The following is a 20332-nucleotide window of genomic DNA, read 5'->3' as shown; positions in this document are numbered from 1 at the left end:
GGTCCGACCTGCCAAAGCTCTCCCAAAAATGCCGCCAGATTTTCACAACTTCAGAGAGATTTTGGCTGACTTTCGCCACTGATCGCTGGTGACCTCTGCCTGCGTCAGACAGGGGGACCCGCAAGGGTGAAGTCGCATGAAGATTGTTCTGATAAATCCACCGCATACCGCGATCGGCAGCCGTATTCCAGATGATCATCTTCCACCGCTCGGCCTTCTTTCTGTTGCAGGTCCGCTGATCGACGATGGTCACATCGTCAGCCTCATCGATGCCGAATTCGGGCCGATGACCATTACTGACATTGTCAGCAGGGTGGTGGCTGGCAGTCCGGATCTTGTGCTGATCGGCCATTCCGGCTCGACGTCGGCGCATCCGACTGCCCGCGTGATCGCAGAGGCTATCAAGCGCGGCGATCCCAAAATCTCTATCATCTATGGCGGCGTGTTCCCCACCTATCATTGGCGGGAGGTGCTGGCCGAGACTGAGGCATTCGATATCCTGGTGCGCGGCGAGGGCGAGGAAACCATGCGGCGCCTAGCCGATGCCCTGGCGACGAACCGCCCGCTCGCGACCATCCCCGGAATCGCCTTTCGCGATGGCCACGGCGAAATCCTGGCAACGCAGCCGGCACAGGCTATCGCCGATCTCGATGCCTATCGCGTCGGCTGGGAACTGATCGACCATCGCAACTATACCTACTGGGGCGGCAAGCGCGCCGTCGTCATGCAGTTTTCCCGCGGCTGTCCGCATCTCTGCAATTATTGCGGCCAGCGCGGTTTCTGGACCCGCTGGCGTCACCGCTCGCCGGAACTTTTCGCCCGCGAGATTGCACGGCTCTATCGCGAAGAGGGCGTCGAGCTCATCAATCTCGCCGACGAGAACCCGACATCCTCGCGAAAAGCCTGGCTGGCTTTTCTCGAAGCGATGATCGCCGAGAATGTGCCCGTGCAGATCGTCGGCTCGACGCGAGCGGATGATATCGTCCGCGATGCCGATATCCTCCACCTCTACCGAAAGGCGGGTGTCGTGCGCTGGCTGCTCGGCATGGAAAACACCGATGAGGCGACGCTTGCCCTGATCAAGAAGGGCGGCGCCAAGACGACCGATCGCGAGGCGATCCGCCTTCTGCGCCAGCATGACATCCTTTCGATGGCGACCTGGGTCGTCGGTTTCGAGGAGGAGAGGCTGAGCGATCTCTGGCGCGGCTTCCGGCAGCTGCTCTCCTATGATCCTGATCAGATCCAAGCGCTCTATGTGACGCCGCATCGCTGGACGCCCTTCTTCCGTATCGCCCGCGAACGGCAGGTAATCGAGACCGATATCCGCAAATGGGACTACAAGCATCAGGTCCTGAAGATGCGGTATCTCAACCCGATCGTGCTGGTCGCCTGCGTCAAGCTGATCGAGGTCGCGGTCCAGGCGCGGCCGAAGGCGCTGCTGCGCATCCTCTTTCATCGCGATCCGGAACAGCGTCATTCCATGCGCTGGTACACCCATATGGGTCACCGCGTCTGGTTTCACGAGATCTTCGAATTCCTCTTCCGCCGCCACCATCTCAAGGAAGGTCCGACGCTTGAGACATTCTGGGGCGCGCCCCAGGATGCGGAGGAGGAATCGATGCTGCGCCCGCAGCGGCATGTGAAAAGCCTCGACGCTGCGGAATAAAATAGACGCCCGATTTTCGGCGGACGACACAGGCGCGGAGTGCTAGAAAGCGGACATGCTTTTCGAACGCCCCGATGATGACACGCTCTATGATGCCCTGATCGCGCGCAGCGCCGATTATGAGGGCCAGGCCTATGTCTGCGTGAAGACGACAGGCATCTTCTGCCGTCTGACCTGCCCGGCGCGTAAGCCGAAGCGGGAAAACACCATCTTCTTCGACACGATCGCCGCCTGCATGCATTCGGGCTTCCGCCCGTGCCAGCGCTGCAAGCCGCTGGAGCAGCCGGGCCGCGAGCCGATCGTCGACATGCTGCTGGCGCGGCTCGACAGCGAACCGGAGGTGCGCTGGACCGAAGATGAGCTTGTGCGCCGGGGATATGATCCATCGACGGTGCGCCGCGCCTTCAAGCGGGCGCTCGGCATGACCTTCCACGATATCGTCCGCTATCGCCGGCTGGGTGAGGCGGCCCGGCAACTGGCCGATGGCGCCCGCGTCATCGACGTGCAATTCGAAGCGGGATATGAATCGGGAAGCGGCTTCCGAGCGGCTTTCCAGCGGCTAGTCGGCAGGGGGCCGGCGCTCTCTCAGAACCGTGAACTGCTCTTTGCCGACTGGTTCGATACACCGCTCGGGCCGATGATAGCAGTCGCCGACAAGACGCATCTGCATCTCCTCGAATTTCACGACCGCAGGGCCTTGCCGACCGAACTCGAAGCGCTACAGAAGCGTGTCCGCTCCTCGGTCGCGATTGGCCGCACGCCTGTTATCGACCAGATCGAGGCGGAAATCGGGGAGTATTTCGAAGGGCGGCTAACCACCTTCAAGACGCCGCTGGCGCTTGGCGGTACGCCCTTCGAAAAGCATGTCTGGGCAAAGCTTATTGAAATTCCAGTCGGTCAGACGCGCGCCTATGGCGATCTCGCTAGAGAAATGGAAAGGCCGGAGGTGGTGCGTGCCGTCGGCCGCGCCAACGGCGCCAACCAGCTCGCCATCATCGTGCCCTGCCATCGCATCCTCGGCGCGGACGGCTCACTGACGGGTTATGGCGGCGGGCTCTGGCGCAAGCAATGGCTGCTTCGGCACGAGGAAAAGATCAGTGCGCATAAGATGGAGAGGACAGCATGAACCAGATTGAGAAGGCCGAGCTTTTCGGCACGCTGCATCGCAAGGGCAATCCCGTTATTCTCTACAACATCTGGGATGCCGGAACGGCCAAGGCTGTGACGGAGGCCGGTGCGAAGGCACTTGCGACCGGAAGCTGGTCCGTCGCGGCCGCCAATGGTTATGGCGACGGCCAGAAGCTGCCGATGGATGTGCTTATCGAGACGGCGCGCTCGATCACGGCCGTCAACGACCTGCCGCTCTCGGTCGATTTCGAAGGTGGCTATTCCACGGAACCCGCCGGCGCCGCGGCCAATGTCGCAAAGCTCATCGAGGCCGGCGCCGTTGGGATCAACTTCGAGGACCAGCGCGTCGGCGAGACCGGCCTTCACCCCATCGAAGCGCAGGCAGCACGCATCCGCGCGATCAGGGAAATGGTCAAGGCACGGGGCATCGATTTCTTCATCAACGCCCGCACGGATCTCTTCCTTCAGGAAGGCGATGGCTCCAGGCATGCAGGGTTGGTCGATGCGGCGATCGAGCGTGGCAAGGCTTATGCGGCGGCAGGCGCCAGCGGCTTCTTCGTGCCGGGCCTGATCGAACCGGCCTTGATCGAAAAGGTCTGCGCTGCATCCACGCTGCCGGTCAATATCATGATGAAGGCAGGTGCGCCCGATCCGGCTGATCTCGCAAGGCTCGGGGTTTCGCGCATCAGCTATGGCCCCGGACCGTATCGGGCCATGATGGAAAAGCTGAAGGAAGCCGCGGCCGCGATCTATTCGGGGATCTGATTGCTGTTGGCGAAGCTTTTCTGTGTGGCGATGGCCTGAGCTATGAAGTTACGAATGATGGAAGAGCGCTCGTCACGCCGGGTGGCGAGCGCCAACCGTGCTGCGGGTGCTTCGCCCGCAATTGCAATGTAGCGAACGCCGGGAACATTGATCTTCGCCATGTCCGCCGGCACGATCGAGACGCCGAGACCGACTGCGATCAGGCTGGCGATCGACGTGATCTGCGGCGCCGACTGGCCGAGCCGTGGTTCAAATCCCGCTCGCCGGCATGCGGCCATGATATCGTCGAAGAAGCCGGCACCCGCCTCGCGCGGAAAGAGAACGAAGCTCTCTCCGGCCAGCGCGTCGAGGCGCAATGTCTGCGCCTCTGACAGCGGGTGCCTTGCTGGAAGCACGATGACCATGGGGTCTTCGGCCAGCAGCTGACATCGGGCCTGCAGCTCGTCACCACTACCCGGGCGGATAAAAACGGCGTCGAGCTCTTCCCCATCGAGCCGCTCCAGCAGTTGCGTGGTAGGCGCTTCCTCCAGGCTGAATTCGACGGCTGCATATTTCTCGCGAAACGCGTTCACGATGGCGGGCACGAGCGGATTGAACACCGCCGAGCCGGTGAAGCCAACCTGCAGCCGCCCGCTCTGGCCGCGCGCCGCCCGGATGGCGGATTGTTTGGCCTGTTCCGCCCGATGCAATATCGCTTGGGCCTCCGGCAGGAAAACCCTGCCTGCCTCCGTCAGTTCCGCACCGTTCGACAGGCGGCGGAAAAGGGGCGCGCCAATCTCGTTTTCAAGATCACGTATCTGGTTGCTGAGTGGCGGCTGGCCGATGCCGACCTTCCGTGCAGCGCGCGTGAAATTGAGTTCTTCTGCGACAGCAATGAAATAGCGAAGATGACGAAGCTCCATGAGGTACTTTTAAAGTATCGCATTCGCCTGTGCAATATATTGGAACTACCTCTCCTGCGCCGCCACATGACGGAACGCGCCGCCTCTTTGTGGCGGTTGCGCTAGGACAGGAGTTCACGATGAGTTCAATCGAAAAGCAGTTTCTCATTACCGGTGTCAGTTCGGGCTTTGGCCATGCCTTTGCGCAGGCCGCATTGGAGAAGGGGCATCGCGTAGTGGGAACCGTGAGGAATGAGGAAGCCGCGTCTCTGTTCGAGAACCTGGCACCGGATCGCGCAACGGCAGTCCGCCTCGACGTTACCGACATAGAGGCAATCGGACCGGCTGTTGCTGGTATCGAGAGAACCATCGGTCCGGTGGACGTTCTCATCAACAATGCCGGCTATGGACATGAAGGGACTTTAGAGGAATCGCCGATCGAGGAAATGCGCCGGCAATTCGAGGTTAACGTCTTCGGCGCCGTCGGAACGATGAAGGCCGTTCTGCCGTTCATGCGCCAGCGGCGGGCCGGTCACATCATCAACATCACATCGATGGGCGGGTTCATCACCATGCCGGGCATCGCTTATTATTGCGGCAGCAAATTTGCGCTCGAAGGCATCAGCGAGGTTTTGGCGAAGGAGGTGAAAGCGTTCGGCATCGCAGTCACCGCGGTGGCTCCCGGCTCATTCCGCACCGACTGGGCTGGACGATCGATGATCCGCACCGACAGGAGCATCGCCGACTATGATTCGCTCTTCGATCCTATCCGCAGGGCACGCGAGGAGAAGAGCGGCAAACAGGCAGGCGATCCTCGCAAAGCGGCTGCCGCCGTATTGGCGCTGGTCGAGGCTGAAAACCCGCCCGTGCATCTCTTGCTCGGCGCCGATGCTTTGGCGCTCGTCCGCGATAAGCTGAAGCGCCTGAGCGCTGAAATCGATGCCTGGGAAGATCTGACGCTCTCGACGAGCTTTGCCGAAGCATGAGAAAAGGCGCCCGGAAGGGCGCCTTTCTCAATCAGGGAACGATCAGCGTGCCGACGCCGTGCTCGGTGAAGATTTCGAGCAGCACGGAATGGGCCGTCTTGCCGTTCAGGATGACGACGCCCTGCACGCCGGCCTTGATGGCGTCGATGCAGGTCTCAACCTTCGGGATCATGCCGCCGGAAATCGTGCCGTCGGCAATCAGCGCATGCGCTTCGGCGACGGAAAGCTCCTTGATGAGCTTGCCCTGCTTGTCGAGCACGCCGGGCACATCCGTCAGGAACAGCAGGCGGGTGGCGTTCAGCGCGCCGGCGATGGCGCCGGCGAAGGTGTCGGCGTTGATATTATAGGTCGCGCCGTCGCGGCCCGGAGCAACCGGGGCGATGACCGGGATCATCTCGGAGCGGGCGAGAAGGTCGAGCAGCGTGCGGTCGACTTCCACAACTTCGCCGACGAAACCGAGATCGAGCACGCGCTCGATGTTGGAATCGGGATCCTTGACGGTCTTTCGCGCCTTTTCGGCGAAGACCATGTTGCCGTCCTTGCCGCAGAGGCCGATCGCCCATTCGCCGGTCTGGTTGATCAGCGCCACGATTTCCTTGTTGATCGAGCCGGCGAGAACCATTTCGACGATCTCGACCGTCTTCTGGTCGGTAACACGCAGGCCGCCCTCGAATTTGGATTCAATACCCATCTTCGTCAGCATCGCGCCGATCTGCGGACCACCGCCATGCACGACGATCGGATTGACGCCGGACTGCTTCAAAAGTGCGATATCGCTGGCGAAAGCCTTGCCGAGCTCGGGATTGCCCATGGCATGGCCACCGTACTTCACGACGATCGTCTTGTTTTCGTAGCGCTGCATGAAGGGCAGCGCCTGCGCGAGAAGACGTGCCTGGATTTCGCTTTCGGACTCGTTCATGTGGGACCCCGCGGAATTGATCGCGGCCTTTTATCTCAAGTTTTTGACAGATGGAATAATCCGGCACGCAATAGTTTTTCGTATCTAAGGCCGACCTGGGAACCTGCCAGCGCATATTGAAACTATCGAACTGAAACTATCGTACCGGAAATCGTTCATTCGAGGGCGACATGACTGGGGATTTTGCAGATTTAATCGGCCGCATAGCGCTCGGCGACCGCAAGGCTTTCGCCGCACTCTATAACCAGACCAGTCCGAAACTTCTGGCGATCTGCCTTCGTATTCTTGGAAGCAGGAACGAGGCGGAAGAGGTGCTTCAGGAGGTCTATATCAAGATATGGCAGCGCGCCGGTGCCTTTACGGCCGGCTCCTCGACATCGGTCGCCTGGCTTGCGGCAATTGCCCGCAATCAATCGATCGATGCGTTGCGGGCACGCAAGCCGGTCGCCGACGAAATCGACAGAGCGCTCGATCTTGCCGATGCCGGTCTCGATCCTGAAGCGCAAGTCGTGATTAAGGATGAAGGAAGGCGGATTGACACCTGCATGGAAGAGTTGGAAGCTGATCGTGCGGTCGCGGTGAAACGGGCTTATGTCGAAGGGCTAAGCTATCAGGAACTGGCCGGTCAGTTTGGTGTCCCGCTGAATACGATGCGGACATGGCTAAGACGCAGCCTGCTGAAACTGAGAGAGTGCATGGAACGATGACATCGCCCGACAAAAGCAAGGGAGACCGCTCCCGGGATGAGGTTCTCGCCGGCGAGTATGTGCTGGGCGTCCTCTCTCTTCAGGATCGGAGGATCGTTGAGGAGCGCATGCGCCGCGATCGGCAGTTTGCCGCCATCGTCAGCCGCTGGGAGGTCAACCTCTCCAGCTTCAACGACGAATATGGCACGGCTGTTCCGAGCAGCGAGACCTTCAAGCAGATCGAGGCGCGCCTCTTCGCCAATGCAGAAAGTGAGCCGCGCTTTTCGCACAGCCTCTGGAATTCCGCCGGTTTCTGGCGCTCGCTGACATTTGCCTCGCTTGCGGTCACCTTGGGCGTCATCGCCTTTGCCTCCGGTCTCGTGCCCCAGCCTCCGGCATCGCCGCCGCTGGTGGCGGACCTCTCGGGACAGAACAATCAGGTCAATCTGACAGCTTCCTACGATATCCAAAGTGGCCGGCTGAAGATCATACCGGTTGCGGCCGGCAAGCCGGAGGAGAAATCTCTGGAGCTCTGGCTCGTACCGGGTAGCGGGACGCCCCATTCTCTCGGCGTTTTCCAACCGGGCATGAACGGCGAATTGCTGATCCCGACCGATATGCGCAGCCAGATTTCCGATGGTGCGGCGCTGGCCGTCAGCCTGGAGCCATTCGGCGGTTCGCCCACACATCAGCCGTCAGGCCCCGTCATAGCCAGCGGTTCGATCCGCAGGCCGTAAAATAAAATCATTTTCTGAAACTCTTCTGCAGCGCCTTCCGTAGTTGCTGATATCCGGGCAGCGCAGGGCATAAAGCCCGCGGCTGCGACCGGGTGCAGAGGAGAAAACCATGATCAAGTCCGCATTGCGTGCCGCAGCGCTCACCGCCGCCCTTTCCGCTATCGCCTTCGCCGCTCAGGCAAAGAACCCGATGGTCGGCGGCGCCGCGATGTATGCGAACAAGAACATCGTCGAGAATGCCGTCAATTCCAAGGATCACACCACCCTGGTTGCTGCCGTGAAGGCAGCCGGCCTCGTCAGCACGCTGGAAGGCAAGGGGCCATTCACCGTCTTCGCGCCGACCAATGAAGCCTTCGCTGCCCTGCCGAAAGGCACTGTCGATACGTTGCTGAAGCCAGAAAACAAGGGCACGCTTGTCAAGGTTCTGACCTGCCATGTCGTTGCCGCCGATGCCATGTCGAAGACCGTCGCCAAGATGATCAAGGACGACGGCGGCGAGCACGACATCAAAACGGTCGGCGGCTGCGTGCTCAAGGCAAAGGAAAGCATGGGCAAGATCACGCTGACGGATGAAAATGGCGGTGTCGCCCACGTCACCATCGCCGACGTCAAACAGTCGAACGGCGTCATCCACGTCGTCGACGAAGTTCTGCTGCCGAAGATGTAAATTCAAATACCGGCCGTCAGAGGCGCCTTTCTGGGCGCCTCTTTTTATTTCCAGTTGCTGACGCCGACCGTTTCGGCAATCGCCTGCCGCAGTTCGTCCAATCCTTCGTTCTTTTCCGAGGAGGTGGAAAGCACGGCCGGATAGGCAGCGGGACGCTTGCGGATCTTCTCCGATGTTTCGGCCAGCAGCTTTGGCACGGCAGGCGCTTTGATCTTGTCCGTCTTGGTCAGCACGATCTGGTAGGAGACGGCCGCCTTGTCGAGCAGCGTCAGGACGTCATCGTCGTTCTTCTTGATGCCGTGACGGCTGTCGATCAGCACATAGACGCGTTTCAGCGTCGAGCGGCCGCGCAAATAGTCGAAGACGAGCTTCGTCCAGTTATCCACCTGCTCCTTCGGCGCCTGTGCATAGCCATAGCCCGGCATATCGACCAGCGCCATCGGCGGCAGGTCGTTGCCCTCGCCGGAATAGCCGTCCGGAACGAAGTAGTTGAGCTCCTGCGTGCGGCCCGGCGTATTGGAGGTGCGCGCCAGACCTTTCTGACCGACCAGCGCGTTGATCAGCGACGATTTGCCGACATTCGATCGGCCGGCGAAAGCGACTTCCAAGGGGCCTTCCGGCGGAAGGAATTTCATGGAAGGCACGCCGCGGATGAATATCCAGGGGTGGCCGAAGAGCGGCTTTGCGATTTCAGTCATATGAATTCTGCAATCTCCGGGTTCGGTAATGAAACCGGCTTCATGTTTTTAAGACGTATTGTCAAGGTTCGCACGGTTGAGCGCTTCTGCGGCTCGAAACAAAAAGCCCCGCCGAAGCAGGGCTTTTCGATTATTTCGATGGCGCCGGTTTTCGCTTGAACAGGCCCTTCAGATTGTCGAAGAGCTCGATCTTCACGCCGTGACGCTTCATGATCACCGACTGCTGCAGCACCGAGAGCGTGTTGTTCCAGGCCCAGTAGATGACGAGGCCGGCCGGGAAGCTTGCCAGCATGAACATGAACACCAGCGGCATCCAGTTGAAGATCATTGCCTGCGTCGGGTCGGGCGGGGTCGGGTTCATGCGCATCTGCACGAACATGGTGACGCCCATGATCAGCGGCCAGACGCCGAGATGCAGCAAGGCCGGTGCCTCGAAAGGCAGCAGGCCGAACAGGTTGACGATCGTTGTCGGGTCGGGCGCCGAAAGATCGCGGATCCAGCCGAAGAACGGCGCGTGCCGCATCTCGATGGTGATGTAGATCACCTTGTAGAGTGAGAAGAAGATCGGAATCTGCAGCGCCACCGGCCAGCAGCCGGCGATCGGGTTGATCTTCTCTTCCTTGTAGAGCTGCATCGTCGCCTGCTGCAGGCCCATGCGGTCGTCGCCGAATTTTGCCTTCAGCTCTTCCATCTTCGGCTGCATGCGCTTCATGTTCGCCATCGAAGCGTACTGCTTGCTGGCGAGCGGGAAGAACAGCGCCTTGACGACGATGGTCGTGCAGAGGATCGCCACGCCGAAATTGCCGAAGTAGCGGAAGAAGAAGTCCATCAGCTTGAACATCGGCTGCGTGAGGAACCAGAACCAGCCCCAGTCGATTAGGCGATCGAAATTCGGGATGGAATATTTCGCTTCATATTCATCGACGACAGGCACTTCCTTGGCGCCGGCAAAGACGAGGTTTGTGACGTCGACCGTCGCTCCAGGAGCGATCGACAGGCCTTCACCCTTGAAATCGGCTTGATAGCGCGGCTGACCGTCCGTGAAATGCGAGAAGCGGGAATCGAAGGGAATGGTCTGGCTCGGGATGAGAGCCGCAGCCCAATACTTGTCGGTAATGCCGATCCAGCCGCCGGTGACCGTCGGGTTGGACTGGTTTTCCTTTTCGATCGCCGTGTACTTGCTCTCGGAAATGCCGCTGCCGGCGCCGAGCACGCCGAGGAAGCCCTCATGCAGTACGTAGACCGAAGGCGTGGTCGGCTTGTTGTAGCGCGTCACGCGCCCATAATTGGACAGCGATACGGCGGCGTCTCCGCTATTGGTGATCTTGTCGACGACCGTGAACATGTAACGGCCATCGACGGAAATCGTCCGGGTGAAGGTCAGGCCCTTGTCATTGGTATAGGTCAGCGTCACCGGCGTCTTCTCGGTGAGCTTCGCACCCTCGGGCGCGGTCCAGATGGTAGACGGGCCGGGAACGGCGCCTGTCGCATCAGTGCCGATATAGCCGAACTCGGTGAAATAGCCGTCCTTGGTTTCAGCCGGCGAGAACAGCGTGATGATCGGGCTCGAGTCGTCGACGGTCTCGTGATAGGCCTTCAGCCTCAGGTCGTCGAGGCGCGCGCCGGCGAGGTTGATGGAGCCGGAAAGGGCAGCCGTGTCGATGGCAACACGCGGCGATTTCGCCAGAGCTTCCTCGCGGGTCGCCGTCGCCGTGGCCTGACCGGTGGGAGCTGCGCCGTTCGGCTGCGCGCTCTGGCCGCCGGCGGCAGGCTGTTGCGTCTGCTCGGTCTGCTGCTGTGCCTTCTGGGCTTCCTGAGCCTTACGCTGAGCCTCGATGCGTGGGTTCATGTAGAGGAACTGCCAGCCAAGGACGATCAGCACCGAAAGAGCGATCGCAATGAAGTAATTGCGGTTGTTTTGCATCATACGTTCCTGGGGCGCTCGTCTTTCGGGCGCCGGTGTTTCGGCCTGGTTTCCACGCGGGTTTTCAGTTCCGCGGCCAGTTCATCGAAGGACGCTGTCAAGACGTCCCTGCGGGCGACAACCACATAGTCGTGTCCGGGCTGCATTGCAAACCCTGCATGAAGCCGCACCGCCTCTTTAAGGCGCCGCCGCATGCGGTTTCTTTCGACCGCGTTGCCGTGTTTTTTGGTGACTGTGAAGCCGACGCGGGCTTCGCGTTCTTCTTCCTTGCGGTTCAGGACCTCGAGAAGGAAGAGAGGGCCGCGGCGCTTTTCGCCTTCGCGGACTGCAAGAAATTGCGGGCGGCTCAAGAGCCGCCCGACAATCTGTTTGTCTTCTTTGGTCTTCAAGTCGCCCGTCATTTGCTATCGGGCAATTCCGGCCTTAGGCCGAAAGACGCTTGCGGCCGCGTGCGCGGCGAGCAACGATGACCTTGCGGCCGCCCTTAGTGGCCATACGCGCACGGAAACCGTGGCGGCGCTTGCGAACAAGCTTCGAGGGCTGATAGGTACGCTTCATTTATTTAAACACCGCGGAGTGCGGCCCTTCTTGAATTTGCATAATGCAAGGAGCGTGGTTTTTCGAACGGGCGAGGTCATAAAAGACCTGAAATGACCGGACGTGCGGCGGCTTATACAAATGAAGCCTGCCAAAGTCAATTATGACTGGCAGATTCCCTGGAGCTGCGGGGCGTATGGCAAGATTTCGCACTCTGGTGTTAACGAATTTGGTTCTTCAATATATGGTTGTATATTTCATCCATAAGCTTCCGAAAGCTCTCAGCCGCAACTTTTATTCCTTGAAGATGCTCGGCCCGAGACAAAGCATAATGCGCGCAACAGTAAATATGGGTAATTTCTTGTAGTCGATATTGTTAATATTCGAAATACAACATTAACGAATTTACCCGATCTTTCAGTACATCGGCTGGGAATTTGCTTTCCAGCCATTGTGCGAAGCGAGGGAGCGTTCAGTGAAAATTCGCGGCAAAATCAATCTTCTTGTCTCCGTCATGGGTGGCGTTGCGCTTCTGATCGGTGCCACCGCGCTGTCGGCGATGAGCGAGTACAACGCGAACCTGACTGCTTATGAGCATGCTGCGGCCCGCGCCTACGCAGGCGAACGTCTCAACCGCTTCGTCACCGCCGTCGTCATGGAATCGCGCGGAATCTATGCTGCAAAGAGCCTGGAACAGACGCCGGCCTTCGCCAAGGGCCTGATGGCCGGTCTGGATGAGATCGACAAGGTCATCGCCGGTTGGGCGCCGCTTGTGCCTGACAGCGAGAAGGATACCTTCGTCAAGCTGGTCGACCGCGCCAAGGAATTTCGCACCTTCCGCAGCGAGACGGCCCGTCTTGGTACACAGGTAAGCCCGCAGGCGGCCAACGAGCAAGGTAACAACGACGCCAACCGCGCCAACCGTAAGGCATTTCAGGCCGAGATCGACGCGATCGTCAGCACCGACAAGGCCGAGCTGACGGCTGTAAATGATCAGATCGAGGATTTCCGCAGTTGGGTCCTGATGCTGGTGCTCAGCATTACCGGCATCGGTATCGCAGCCGGCGTCGGTATGGGCTTTTACATCGGCACCAGCCATCTGAGCCGGCCGATCAAGAAGGTGACGCAGGCGATCAAGGAAGTCGCTGATGGCAATTTCCAGGCGGAAGTGCCGTTCGCCGGTCGCAAGGACGAAATCGGCGAAATGGCAGCTGCCGTCGCCATCTTTAAGGAAAACGGCCTCGTCATCCAGCGCATGAACGCCCAGGAAGCGGCAATGCGTGCAAAGAGCGACGACCTGCAGTCCAGCATGTCCGTCGTTGTTGCAGCTGCTGCTGCCGGCGATTTCAGCCACCGCATCAACAAGGATTATGAGGACGAAAGCCTCAACCAGTTCGCCGGCAATATCAACACGCTGCTGTCGAGCGTCGATGCCGGCGTCGACGAAACCCGCCGCGTCATAGCAAGCCTTGCTGAAGGCGACCTGACGCAGACCATGCGCGGTCAGTTCCAGGGTGCCTTTGCCGAATTGCAGAAAAACGTCAATAGCACGTTCGTGACGCTGCAGACGACCATGCGCGAAGTGCGCGAGACGACCGAAGCGATCAACGGCAATACCAACGAACTCAGGAACGCCAGCGACGATCTTTCCAAGCGCACGGAACAGCAGGCTGCCGCACTGGAGGAAACCTCCGCCGCTCTCGACGAGATCACCGCCGTTGTGCAGAACTCGACGGAACGTGCCCAGGAAGCGACCGTCATGGTCTCCGAGGCGAAGGACAATGCCGGTCGTTCCGGCGTCGTGGTCCGCAACGCCGTCGACGCCATGGGTCGTATCGAGCAGGCCTCCCGCGAAATCAGTCAGATCATCAATGTCATCGATGAGATCGCTTTCCAGACCAACCTGCTGGCGCTGAATGCCGGCGTCGAGGCCGCACGCGCTGGTGAAGCCGGCAAGGGCTTCGCTGTCGTCGCACAGGAAGTGCGCGAGCTCGCCCAGCGCTCGGCAACGGCCGCCAAGGATATTAAGGCGCTCATCACCAAGTCCGGCGACGAAGTGCAGGTCGGCGTCAAGCTGGTTCAGGCGACGGGCGAGGCGCTCTCGGAGATCGAGACACGGGTCATCGCCATCAACGACCATATCCATTCGATCGCGACTGCCGCAAAGGAACAGTCCACCGGCCTCAAGGAAGTCAACACCGCCGTCAACCAGATGGACCAGGTGACCCAGCAGAACGCCGCGATGGTGGAAGAAACCTCGGCTGCGACCCACAAGCTGTCAGCCGAAGCCGATGGCCTCGTGCGCCTCATCTCCCGCTTCAAGGTTTCCAACGAAGCGTCGGTTGCCGTTGCCCGCCAGCAGCATCACCAGCCAGTCGCCTCTCCGGCGCGCCGCGCTATCGGCCGCGTCGCCCGCGCCTTCAGCGGCAATGCCGCTGTTGCGGAGCAGAGCTGGGAAGAATTCTGATAGCCTTTATGACCGGGATCGGAACGCCGCCTGCGGGCGGCGTTTTTGTTTGTGACGACTTGCCGCTCCTCGCAAAGATTTGAAAGCGGAGCATTCTCGTCTAATATAAGAGCTCATTCTGATGGCGGCCTTTCGCCGCACGGACAAGACGAGATGCCGGTTCAAGACCAGGGCGAGACTTCCAAGGCGGAAAACATCGTGGCCGGTGAGGCTGCCAAGGGTTCCTATCCGCGTGCCGGCATGTTCAGCCGCCTTTCCGGCAAGCTGCTCTGGCTCACCGTCTTCTTCATCATGCTGGCGGAAATCCTTATCTTCTTTCCCTCGATCGCGAGCATGCGTGTGCGTTGGCTGGAGGATCGGCTGAATACGGCCGCCGCCGCCGCAATCGTCATCGACGGCCTGCAGCCGGTGGATCTGCCGCGCGCGCTGCAGAAGGAGACGCTGGAGGCGACGGGCACCAAGGCGATTGTGCTGCGCAAGGACGGCACCTCCCGCCTGCTTGCCATGAGCGAAATGCCGACCTCGGTCGACGAATCCTACGATCTCAGCAACATCCCGCCATTGACCGCGATGCGCGACGCGCTGGACACGATGATCTTCGGCGGCAACCGCATGATCCGCGTCTATGGTGCGGTAGGCGAGACCAATACCGGCGTCGAGGTGGTCATGAAAGACCGGCCTCTGCGTAAGGCGATGTTCGTCTATGCCCGTAATGTGCTGCTGCTGTCGATCCTGATCTCGCTCTTTACCGCGACACTGATTTTCTTCTCCATCAATCGCATTCTCATCCGCCCGATCCGCAGACTGACGGGCAGCATGCAGCAATTCGCCTCGGATCCCGAAAATCCGTTGCATGTCTATGTCGGCGATGGCGGCCGTGACGAACTGGCTGTTGCCGGCCGCAATCTTACATCCATGCAGCTCGAACTGCAGAAGACGCTGAAGCAGCAGAAAAACCTTGCAGCACTCGGCCTCGCGGTCTCGAAGATCAACCACGACATGCGCAACATCCTGGCATCCGCCCAGCTCATGTCTGACCGCCTCGTCGATGTCGACGATCCCTTGGTGAAAAGCTTCGCGCCGAAGCTGCTGCGCACCATCGATCGCGCCGTCGGCTACACGACCGAAGTCCTCTCCTATGGCAAGGCGACCGAATCGGCGCCGCGCCGCCGCCGCATCCTCCTTTACGAGCTTGTGCAGGAGGTGAAGGATATTCTCGCCATCGAGCCGCAAAGCGGCGTCGAGTTCATCGAGCAGATGGGGCCGGATCTGGAAGTGGACGCTGATAGCGAGCAATTGTTCCGCATCATCCACAATCTCTGCCGCAACGCGCTCCAGGCGCTGACCTCGCCGGGCGAGCAGGGGGCTGGGATCGTCCGGCGCATCACGGTCGCCGCCCAGCGCGTCGGCAGCGTCGTCAGCATCACGGTGGACGATACAGGCCCCGGCATGCCGCTGAAGGCGCGCCAGAACCTGTTTGCGGCCTTCCGCGGCTCGGCGCGCTCCGGCGGCACCGGTCTTGGCCTCACCATCGCTCGCGAGCTGGTGCTAGCCCACGGCGGCACCATCGCACTTGTGGAAAAGCCTTCCGTCGGCACGCAGTTCCGCATCGAAATTCCGGATCGCCCGGTTTCACTGGAAGATTACCGCAGCCGGTCGCACGCCGAAAAGTGATGCAATTTCCGCAGGGGAGCCTTGCCGAACCAAAGTCGCGATTTTTTTCGAATTGCTCTTGCATTGCCCGAAAAGACCCTTTAGAGAACCGCCCACGCAAGCGGCACGGCCGCCACTGCAGACGCACCCGTAGCTCAGCTGGATAGAGCACCAGACTACGAATCTGGGGGTCAGGAGTTCGAATCTCTTCGGGTGCGCCATTTTCCAATTGTTCATCGACATGACTTGGCAGCAGGCTCTTCATTGCGCCCGCCGTTGCTCTTGTCGCAAGCAAATCGGCTTCGGCCAACTTGGGCCTGATTAGTGCCGGCCTCTCCACCACATCGACGATGTAAAACAATTCCGTGCGAGCGCGATTGCGGCGACCGCAATTCCGGCGCCGACCACGCTCGTCGCCTTTATTCTTAAACGGCGTGCAAGGTAATGTTAGTCCCACCCGCAGATCGAACACTGACTTGATTTGCCGAGGATGCGAAGGACCGCAATCAAAGGCCCTTCTTCCTGAACAACTGTCATTTTGAAGTTCTGGTGCAGATAGTGCAGCGCCCATTCTGAGCTCGCGGCAAGCTTGATAGGCGCCACGACACCGTAGCTCCGCACCCTCCTGCCTAGTTTCGCGCAACCTTCGGCGTCTATCTGCGGAAGTAATGGATTGTATCAGGCGAGAAGCCGGAGGGTTGGATGATGACGAGAATTGTTGGTGTCGTTGGTCTCGTCGCGATGATGGCTGCTCTGGCAGGCTGCATTGACCGCGCCAATGCACCGGTGCTCGTGCCGGTCGCGTCACCCGTCAATCCGCCTGGTGTCACCCACAGCCTCTGTATGTCCGATGCCAACGCAATGTATGATGAGGCAAACAAGCAGTATGACCTGCGTGCGCAGATGACCGGGCACCGCGACGCGATGGAGCGGGAAACCAATGCAAGCGGCGCGGCTCACAGGCAATATGTCTCCTGTGTCGCAAGCCAGGGCTACCGTCCTTTGTACGCGAATTGAGAACGGTGAATTCACACAGCTGATGAATTGTCGCAGGCGCTGCTCTCGCGGCTTTTGCAAAATCGCAACTTTTGATTTTTTGTGTCTTTCAGTCACGCCGGATCGCCTGCAATCACAAGTGTAGGAAGCTGCGTGTCGTGATGGAACTTCGCGCGTATAGAACGCATTTTTCATAGGTAAATCCAGAAGGAGGGTTTATCATGAAAATGCTTAATCTAGCCCCAGCCGCCTTTGCGCTCAGCGCTCTTCTCGCCCTCTCGTCTACCGTTCCCGCGCTGGCGGCGCCCGTTCAGCAGGCCCGGATTCCGGTCCCCTCGAATGTAGAAATGGTGCAATATAAAGCACATGCCGGCTATTGGCATGGCTATCATGGATTCCGCACGGAACGCCCCGGTACTCGCCGTCACTCCGACGGCTACTGGTATCCGCTTGCTGCGTTCGGCGTTGAAGCCGGCACCACGGGCTCGATTGTCCGAGAACCCGTCAACCGCCCCGAGCCGAAAACTATGTGCAACCCCTCGTTTAGTGGCACGATCGGTCCCGGAAGCATGCCGTGCGACAACGGCTATTGAGCCGGCAAAGAAAAAGGCGGCCAAAAGCCGCCTTTTTCGTGTTTGCAATCGAAACTCACGTATCCGTGATCGCTGTTGCAGCACAGTAGAATATGACAAATCCCCTTCCTAGCTCCTTGGCGTAAATTCCAATCATCCTCCCAAGGAGACAAGAAATGATCAATATCATGAAGAACGGCCTCGTGGCCGTAGCCTTTGGCGCAATCATCAGCGTTTCGGCTTTCGCATCTGCCAACGCAGCCCCGGCGCAACAGCAACAGCAGGTCGTAAAGCAGCAGAAGAACACGAACGCTCGCAATGAGCCCCACACCACGGGTTCGGTCAATGGTACTTCCAGCAGCTCCGAATCTTACCAGTATGGCCGAAAGAAGTCGCTCAACATGGCTTGCGGCCTGCGCTTCAACCCGACCAGCAGCTCGGGCTGCAACTACTGAAGGCGGATTGCAGGCATAGGCGAGGGAACTGACATCCCTGTCACGAAAAGAGGGCAGCCTTCATGGCTGCCTTTTTCGTTCCAGGGAAGCCTTGGTCACGGTGTTGAGGGAGAGACCGGTCAGATCTTCAGAGACCTGCCACAGCTTTCGCCAGACCGTCTTGTCCTGCGCTGCGTGAACAATCTTTGCGAGCCTCGGCGAACCCTTCAGCTCATAGAAACCATCGGGGCCGTACATGACGCCGCCCTTTGCATCCGGTGAGGTCGCGGCAAACAGCGTCGGCAGTGCGCCGGCAGCAGCCGACTGGGAAAGCAGAGGCTCCAGCAATTTGCCGAAACGCTCCTGCCAGCTTGGGCCGGTGCGTCCCATGCGCGGGCCCGTGCTCTGCAGGCCGGTCACGGCGTAGCCGGGATGCGCCGCCGTGCTCGTCAGGTTCCAGCCTTCCGCCCGGGCAATACGGTCGAGTTCCAGGCTGAACATCAGCGTTGCGAGCTTGGACTGCGCATAGGCTGACCAGTAGCCGTAGCGTTTCTCGCATTGCAGGTCGTCGAAATTGATCTTGCCGGAGCGGTGCGCAAGGCTGCTCACGGTCACGACGCGCGGTGCCTTTCCCGAGAGCACCATGGGCAGTAGCCGCAGGCTCCAGGCGAAATGGCCGATATAATTGGCGCCGAGCTGCATCTCGAACCCATCCTCGGTGACGTGGCGCGTCGGGATCGCCATCACACCGGCATTGTTGATGAGCAGGTCGATGCGCGGCAGCGAGGCAGAGAGACGAGCAGCGCAGTTTGCGACCGATGTCAGGCTCGCAAGATCGAGCGGTTCGAAGCTCACCTCGGCCCCGGCATGCGTCGCCCGGATCTTCGCGAGCACCTCGTTGCCCTTTTCCACATTGCGTGATGCGATGATCACACGGGCGCCGGCTCCGGCGAGCGCCTTGGCTGTTTCATATCCGATGCCGCTGGTCGCGCCGGTAATGACTGCGATGCGGCCCGTCTGGTCCGGTATGTTCGTCGTCGTCCAGTCAGTCATGGAAATTTCCTTTTGCGGTGTGAGGCGGCGCGGACCGATCGGTAAATCACGCGATGAGAATTATTGCATTAACTGCAAAAATGCAATAGATACAAAAATACACGAAATGTTGTTGGAAAAAGACATGCGCGAAAACGATGGATTGACGAGGCTGCCATGGAATTGCCATGCTGCGAGAGATCGTCGCATCGATAGTCAATCGCATTTCAGACAGGTGGGATAATCATGATCGCGAACAGTGCATTCTCCGATTTCCTGCATTTTTTCCGTTCCTGGCTGAGCAACCCGCTGAGGGTTGCGGCCATTGCACCCTCCGGCGACTCGCTCGCCCGGATCATGACCAGCGAGATTGCCGCTCTGGATGGTCCGATCATCGAGCTCGGTCCGGGCACCGGCGTCTTTACCCGCGCGCTGCTTGCGCGCGGCATCAGCGAAGCCGATCTCACCCTTATCGAATATGGTCCTGAATTCATCGGGTCGCTTCAGAAGCGTTTTCCCGACGCGCGCATCCTGCAGATGGACGCCGGCCAACTGGCGCAGGCCAATATTTTCGAGGGTGAACCTGTCGGCGCCGTCGTCAGCGGCCTGCCGCTGCTTTCCATGTCGCCGCGCAAGATCGCCTCGATCCTGGCAGGCGCCTTCGTCTATATGCGGGCCGGCGGCGCCTTTTATCAGTTTACCTACGGACCGCGTTGTCCTGTGCCACGTCCGATCCTCGATCGCCTCGGCCTGAAGGCGACGCGCATCGGTGGCACGGTCCGCAACCTGCCGCCGGCTTCCGTCTACCGGATTTCGCGTCGCAAGCCGCTGGAGCTCTCGCGTGAGCGCTTCAAATATCGCAGCAGCGGAGTGGATATGGAGATCACCGCTTTCTCCGAAGCGGATGACTGAATAACATCTGATGGAAATGACAGAGAAGAAATTGCCTGAAGCCGTCGAGGGCAGGCGCGAGCGTAAGCGGCGCCAGACCCGGGAGCGCATCGAGCAAGCAGCGATGAGCCTCTTTCTGAAGCGCGGCTTTGACGCGACGACCATCGAAGAGATCACCGAAGCAGCGGATGTCTCGAAGCGCAGTTTCTTTGACTATTTCCCCTCGAAGGAAGAAGTCGTCTTCGCCTGGCAGGATTCCTTTGCTGACCGGTTGATGGCGGCGATTGCCGCCCGCCCGGCCGGTGAGTCTGACGTCAAGGCGGTCGAGGAAGCCCTGATCGTCACTGTGACCGCTTCGGCTGACGAGCGCGCCATGGCGCTTGGCGAACTCATCCATTGCACGCCGACCCTCAAGGCCCGCGATCAGCTCAAATATGCCAAGCTGGAGCAGAAGTTGACCGAGGCGCTGATTACCCGCAAGGGCGGCGATCTTGAAGCGCGGGCGCACATGCGTTTGCTTTCGGCAATCGTCATCGGCGTGCTGCGCGTTGGCAGCGAGGTCTGGCAAGAGCGCACCCAGGGTGTTTCGATGGAGGGCGTTTCAATGGAAGCCTTCGCACGCGAGATCTTTGGCGAACTCTGGACGATGCTGGCCGAATTCGGCGAAGAGACGACAGCCCGCCTCTAAAGCAA

21 protein-coding genes and 1 tRNA gene are annotated in these 20332 nt (G+C 59.8%); 15 read left to right on the top strand and 7 right to left on the bottom strand.

Translation table 11 applies throughout. From position 1 onward, the window contains the following. The first annotated feature begins 136 nt into the window (after window positions 1-136). The 3 genes from bchE to J2X71_RS04100 are packed head-to-tail and all read left to right on the top strand — an operon-like array spanning window position 137 to window position 3559. A complete protein-coding gene (gene bchE / locus J2X71_RS04110; protein ID WP_310379184.1) occupies window positions 137-1666 on the top strand; it encodes a magnesium-protoporphyrin IX monomethyl ester anaerobic oxidative cyclase in 1530 nt (509 codons plus the stop codon). A gap of 55 nt (window positions 1667-1721) precedes the next feature. Beyond that, a complete protein-coding gene (locus tag J2X71_RS04105; protein ID WP_310379182.1) occupies window positions 1722-2792 on the top strand; it encodes a trifunctional transcriptional activator/DNA repair protein Ada/methylated-DNA--[protein]-cysteine S-methyltransferase in 1071 nt (356 codons plus the stop codon). After that, entirely contained in the window at window positions 2789-3559 is a 771-nt protein-coding gene (locus J2X71_RS04100; protein ID WP_310379180.1) for an isocitrate lyase/phosphoenolpyruvate mutase family protein, read from the top strand. Before J2X71_RS04105 ends, J2X71_RS04100 begins: the two co-directional genes overlap by 4 nt. Here the strand turns inward: J2X71_RS04100 and J2X71_RS04095 are convergent. Then, window positions 3544-4461 (bottom strand): LysR family transcriptional regulator, encoded by a 918-nt coding sequence (locus tag J2X71_RS04095; RefSeq protein WP_310379178.1) that lies wholly within the window; start codon window positions 4459-4461, stop codon window positions 3544-3546. The two genes, J2X71_RS04100 and J2X71_RS04095, sit on opposite strands and share 16 nt — an antisense overlap. A 119-nt stretch (window positions 4462-4580) precedes the next feature. On the opposite strand from J2X71_RS04095, the gene J2X71_RS04090 reads away from it, so the two are divergent. Then, window positions 4581-5426 carry an oxidoreductase gene (locus J2X71_RS04090; RefSeq protein WP_310379176.1) on the top strand — a complete coding sequence of 282 codons (846 nt, stop codon included), beginning with the start codon at window positions 4581-4583 and terminating at the stop codon, window positions 5424-5426. A 31-nt stretch (window positions 5427-5457) separates the two neighbouring features. Here the strand turns inward: J2X71_RS04090 and argB are convergent, their stop codons facing one another. Then, a complete protein-coding gene (gene argB / locus J2X71_RS04085) occupies window positions 5458-6345 on the bottom strand; it encodes an acetylglutamate kinase (protein ID WP_037100983.1) in 888 nt (295 codons plus the stop codon). Between the two features lie 170 nt (window positions 6346-6515). Here argB and J2X71_RS04080 point away from each other — a divergent pair, with 170 nt between their 5' ends. The 3 genes from J2X71_RS04080 to J2X71_RS04070 all read left to right on the top strand — a co-directional run bounded on the left by J2X71_RS04080 (window position 6516) and on the right by J2X71_RS04070 (window position 8435). Continuing rightward, on the top strand, window positions 6516-7052 hold the full coding sequence (locus tag J2X71_RS04080) for a sigma-70 family RNA polymerase sigma factor (protein ID WP_310379174.1): 537 nt from the start codon (window positions 6516-6518) through the stop codon (window positions 7050-7052). Next, window positions 7049-7768 carry an anti-sigma factor domain-containing protein gene (locus J2X71_RS04075; RefSeq protein ID WP_310379172.1) on the top strand — a complete coding sequence of 240 codons (720 nt, stop codon included), beginning with the start codon at window positions 7049-7051 and terminating at the stop codon, window positions 7766-7768. The genes J2X71_RS04080 and J2X71_RS04075 overlap by 4 nt, the downstream gene beginning before the upstream one ends. 109 nt (window positions 7769-7877) lie before the next feature. Continuing rightward, entirely contained in the window at window positions 7878-8435 is a 558-nt protein-coding gene (locus J2X71_RS04070; RefSeq protein ID WP_310379170.1) for a fasciclin domain-containing protein, read from the top strand. Window positions 8436-8479: 44 nt separating this feature from the next. Here J2X71_RS04070 and yihA read toward each other — a convergent pair whose 3' ends face one another. From yihA to rpmH, 4 genes are all read right to left on the bottom strand, one after another. Further along, window positions 8480-9133: a ribosome biogenesis GTP-binding protein YihA/YsxC gene (gene yihA / locus J2X71_RS04065; RefSeq protein WP_007815033.1), complete on the bottom strand. Its 654-nt coding sequence runs from the start codon at window positions 9131-9133 to the stop codon at window positions 8480-8482. A 130-nt stretch (window positions 9134-9263) separates the two neighbouring features. Further along, window positions 9264-11057 carry a membrane protein insertase YidC gene (yidC, locus tag J2X71_RS04060; protein ID WP_310380063.1) on the bottom strand — a complete coding sequence of 598 codons (1794 nt, stop codon included), beginning with the start codon at window positions 11055-11057 and terminating at the stop codon, window positions 9264-9266. Further along, window positions 11057-11458, bottom strand: coding sequence for a ribonuclease P protein component (gene rnpA, locus J2X71_RS04055; protein WP_310379167.1), 402 nt, complete (start codon window positions 11456-11458; stop codon window positions 11057-11059). Before rnpA ends, yidC begins: the two co-directional genes overlap by 1 nt. 22 nt (window positions 11459-11480) lie before the next feature. Further along, entirely contained in the window at window positions 11481-11615 is a 135-nt protein-coding gene (rpmH, locus tag J2X71_RS04050) for a 50S ribosomal protein L34 (RefSeq protein ID WP_016552555.1), read from the bottom strand. 454 nt (window positions 11616-12069) lie between these two features. On the opposite strand from rpmH, the gene J2X71_RS04045 reads away from it, so the two are divergent. From J2X71_RS04045 to J2X71_RS04020, 6 genes are all read left to right on the top strand, one after another. Further along, a complete protein-coding gene (locus J2X71_RS04045; protein WP_310379150.1) occupies window positions 12070-14061 on the top strand; it encodes a methyl-accepting chemotaxis protein in 1992 nt (663 codons plus the stop codon). Between the two features lie 153 nt (window positions 14062-14214). Continuing rightward, window positions 14215-15735 carry a HAMP domain-containing sensor histidine kinase gene (locus J2X71_RS04040; RefSeq protein WP_310379148.1) on the top strand — a complete coding sequence of 507 codons (1521 nt, stop codon included), beginning with the start codon at window positions 14215-14217 and terminating at the stop codon, window positions 15733-15735. Window positions 15736-15858: 123 nt separating this feature from the next. Next, a tRNA-Arg gene (locus tag J2X71_RS04035) sits at window positions 15859-15935 on the top strand. A 481-nt stretch (window positions 15936-16416) separates the two neighbouring features. Next, window positions 16417-16731, top strand: coding sequence for a hypothetical protein (locus J2X71_RS04030; protein ID WP_405049679.1), 315 nt, complete (start codon window positions 16417-16419; stop codon window positions 16729-16731). Window positions 16732-16931: 200 nt separating this feature from the next. Continuing rightward, complete coding sequence (locus J2X71_RS04025) at window positions 16932-17303, top strand: cell surface protein (protein WP_310379147.1); 372 nt, start codon at window positions 16932-16934, stop codon at window positions 17301-17303. 155 nt (window positions 17304-17458) lie between these two features. Beyond that, window positions 17459-17737 carry a hypothetical protein gene (locus J2X71_RS04020; RefSeq protein ID WP_310379145.1) on the top strand — a complete coding sequence of 93 codons (279 nt, stop codon included), beginning with the start codon at window positions 17459-17461 and terminating at the stop codon, window positions 17735-17737. 60 nt (window positions 17738-17797) lie between these two features. Here the strand turns inward: J2X71_RS04020 and J2X71_RS04015 are convergent, their stop codons facing one another. Continuing rightward, window positions 17798-18769, bottom strand: coding sequence for an oxidoreductase (locus J2X71_RS04015; protein WP_310379143.1), 972 nt, complete (start codon window positions 18767-18769; stop codon window positions 17798-17800). A 225-nt stretch (window positions 18770-18994) separates the two neighbouring features. Here J2X71_RS04015 and J2X71_RS04010 point away from each other — a divergent pair, with 225 nt between their 5' ends. Beyond that, a complete protein-coding gene (locus J2X71_RS04010) occupies window positions 18995-19660 on the top strand; it encodes a methyltransferase domain-containing protein (protein ID WP_310379141.1) in 666 nt (221 codons plus the stop codon). A gap of 16 nt (window positions 19661-19676) precedes the next feature. Next, the gene (locus J2X71_RS04005; RefSeq protein WP_310380060.1) at window positions 19677-20327 is read left to right on the top strand and encodes a TetR family transcriptional regulator; all 651 of its coding nucleotides are present in this window, start codon (window positions 19677-19679) and stop codon (window positions 20325-20327) included. Window positions 20328-20332 lie beyond the last annotated feature (5 nt).

This window comes from Rhizobium sp. 1399, assembly GCF_031455475.1.
In the GTDB taxonomy this organism is placed as follows: domain Bacteria; phylum Pseudomonadota; class Alphaproteobacteria; order Rhizobiales; family Rhizobiaceae; genus Rhizobium.
This window is presented reverse-complemented; position numbering and strand designations above follow the sequence as displayed.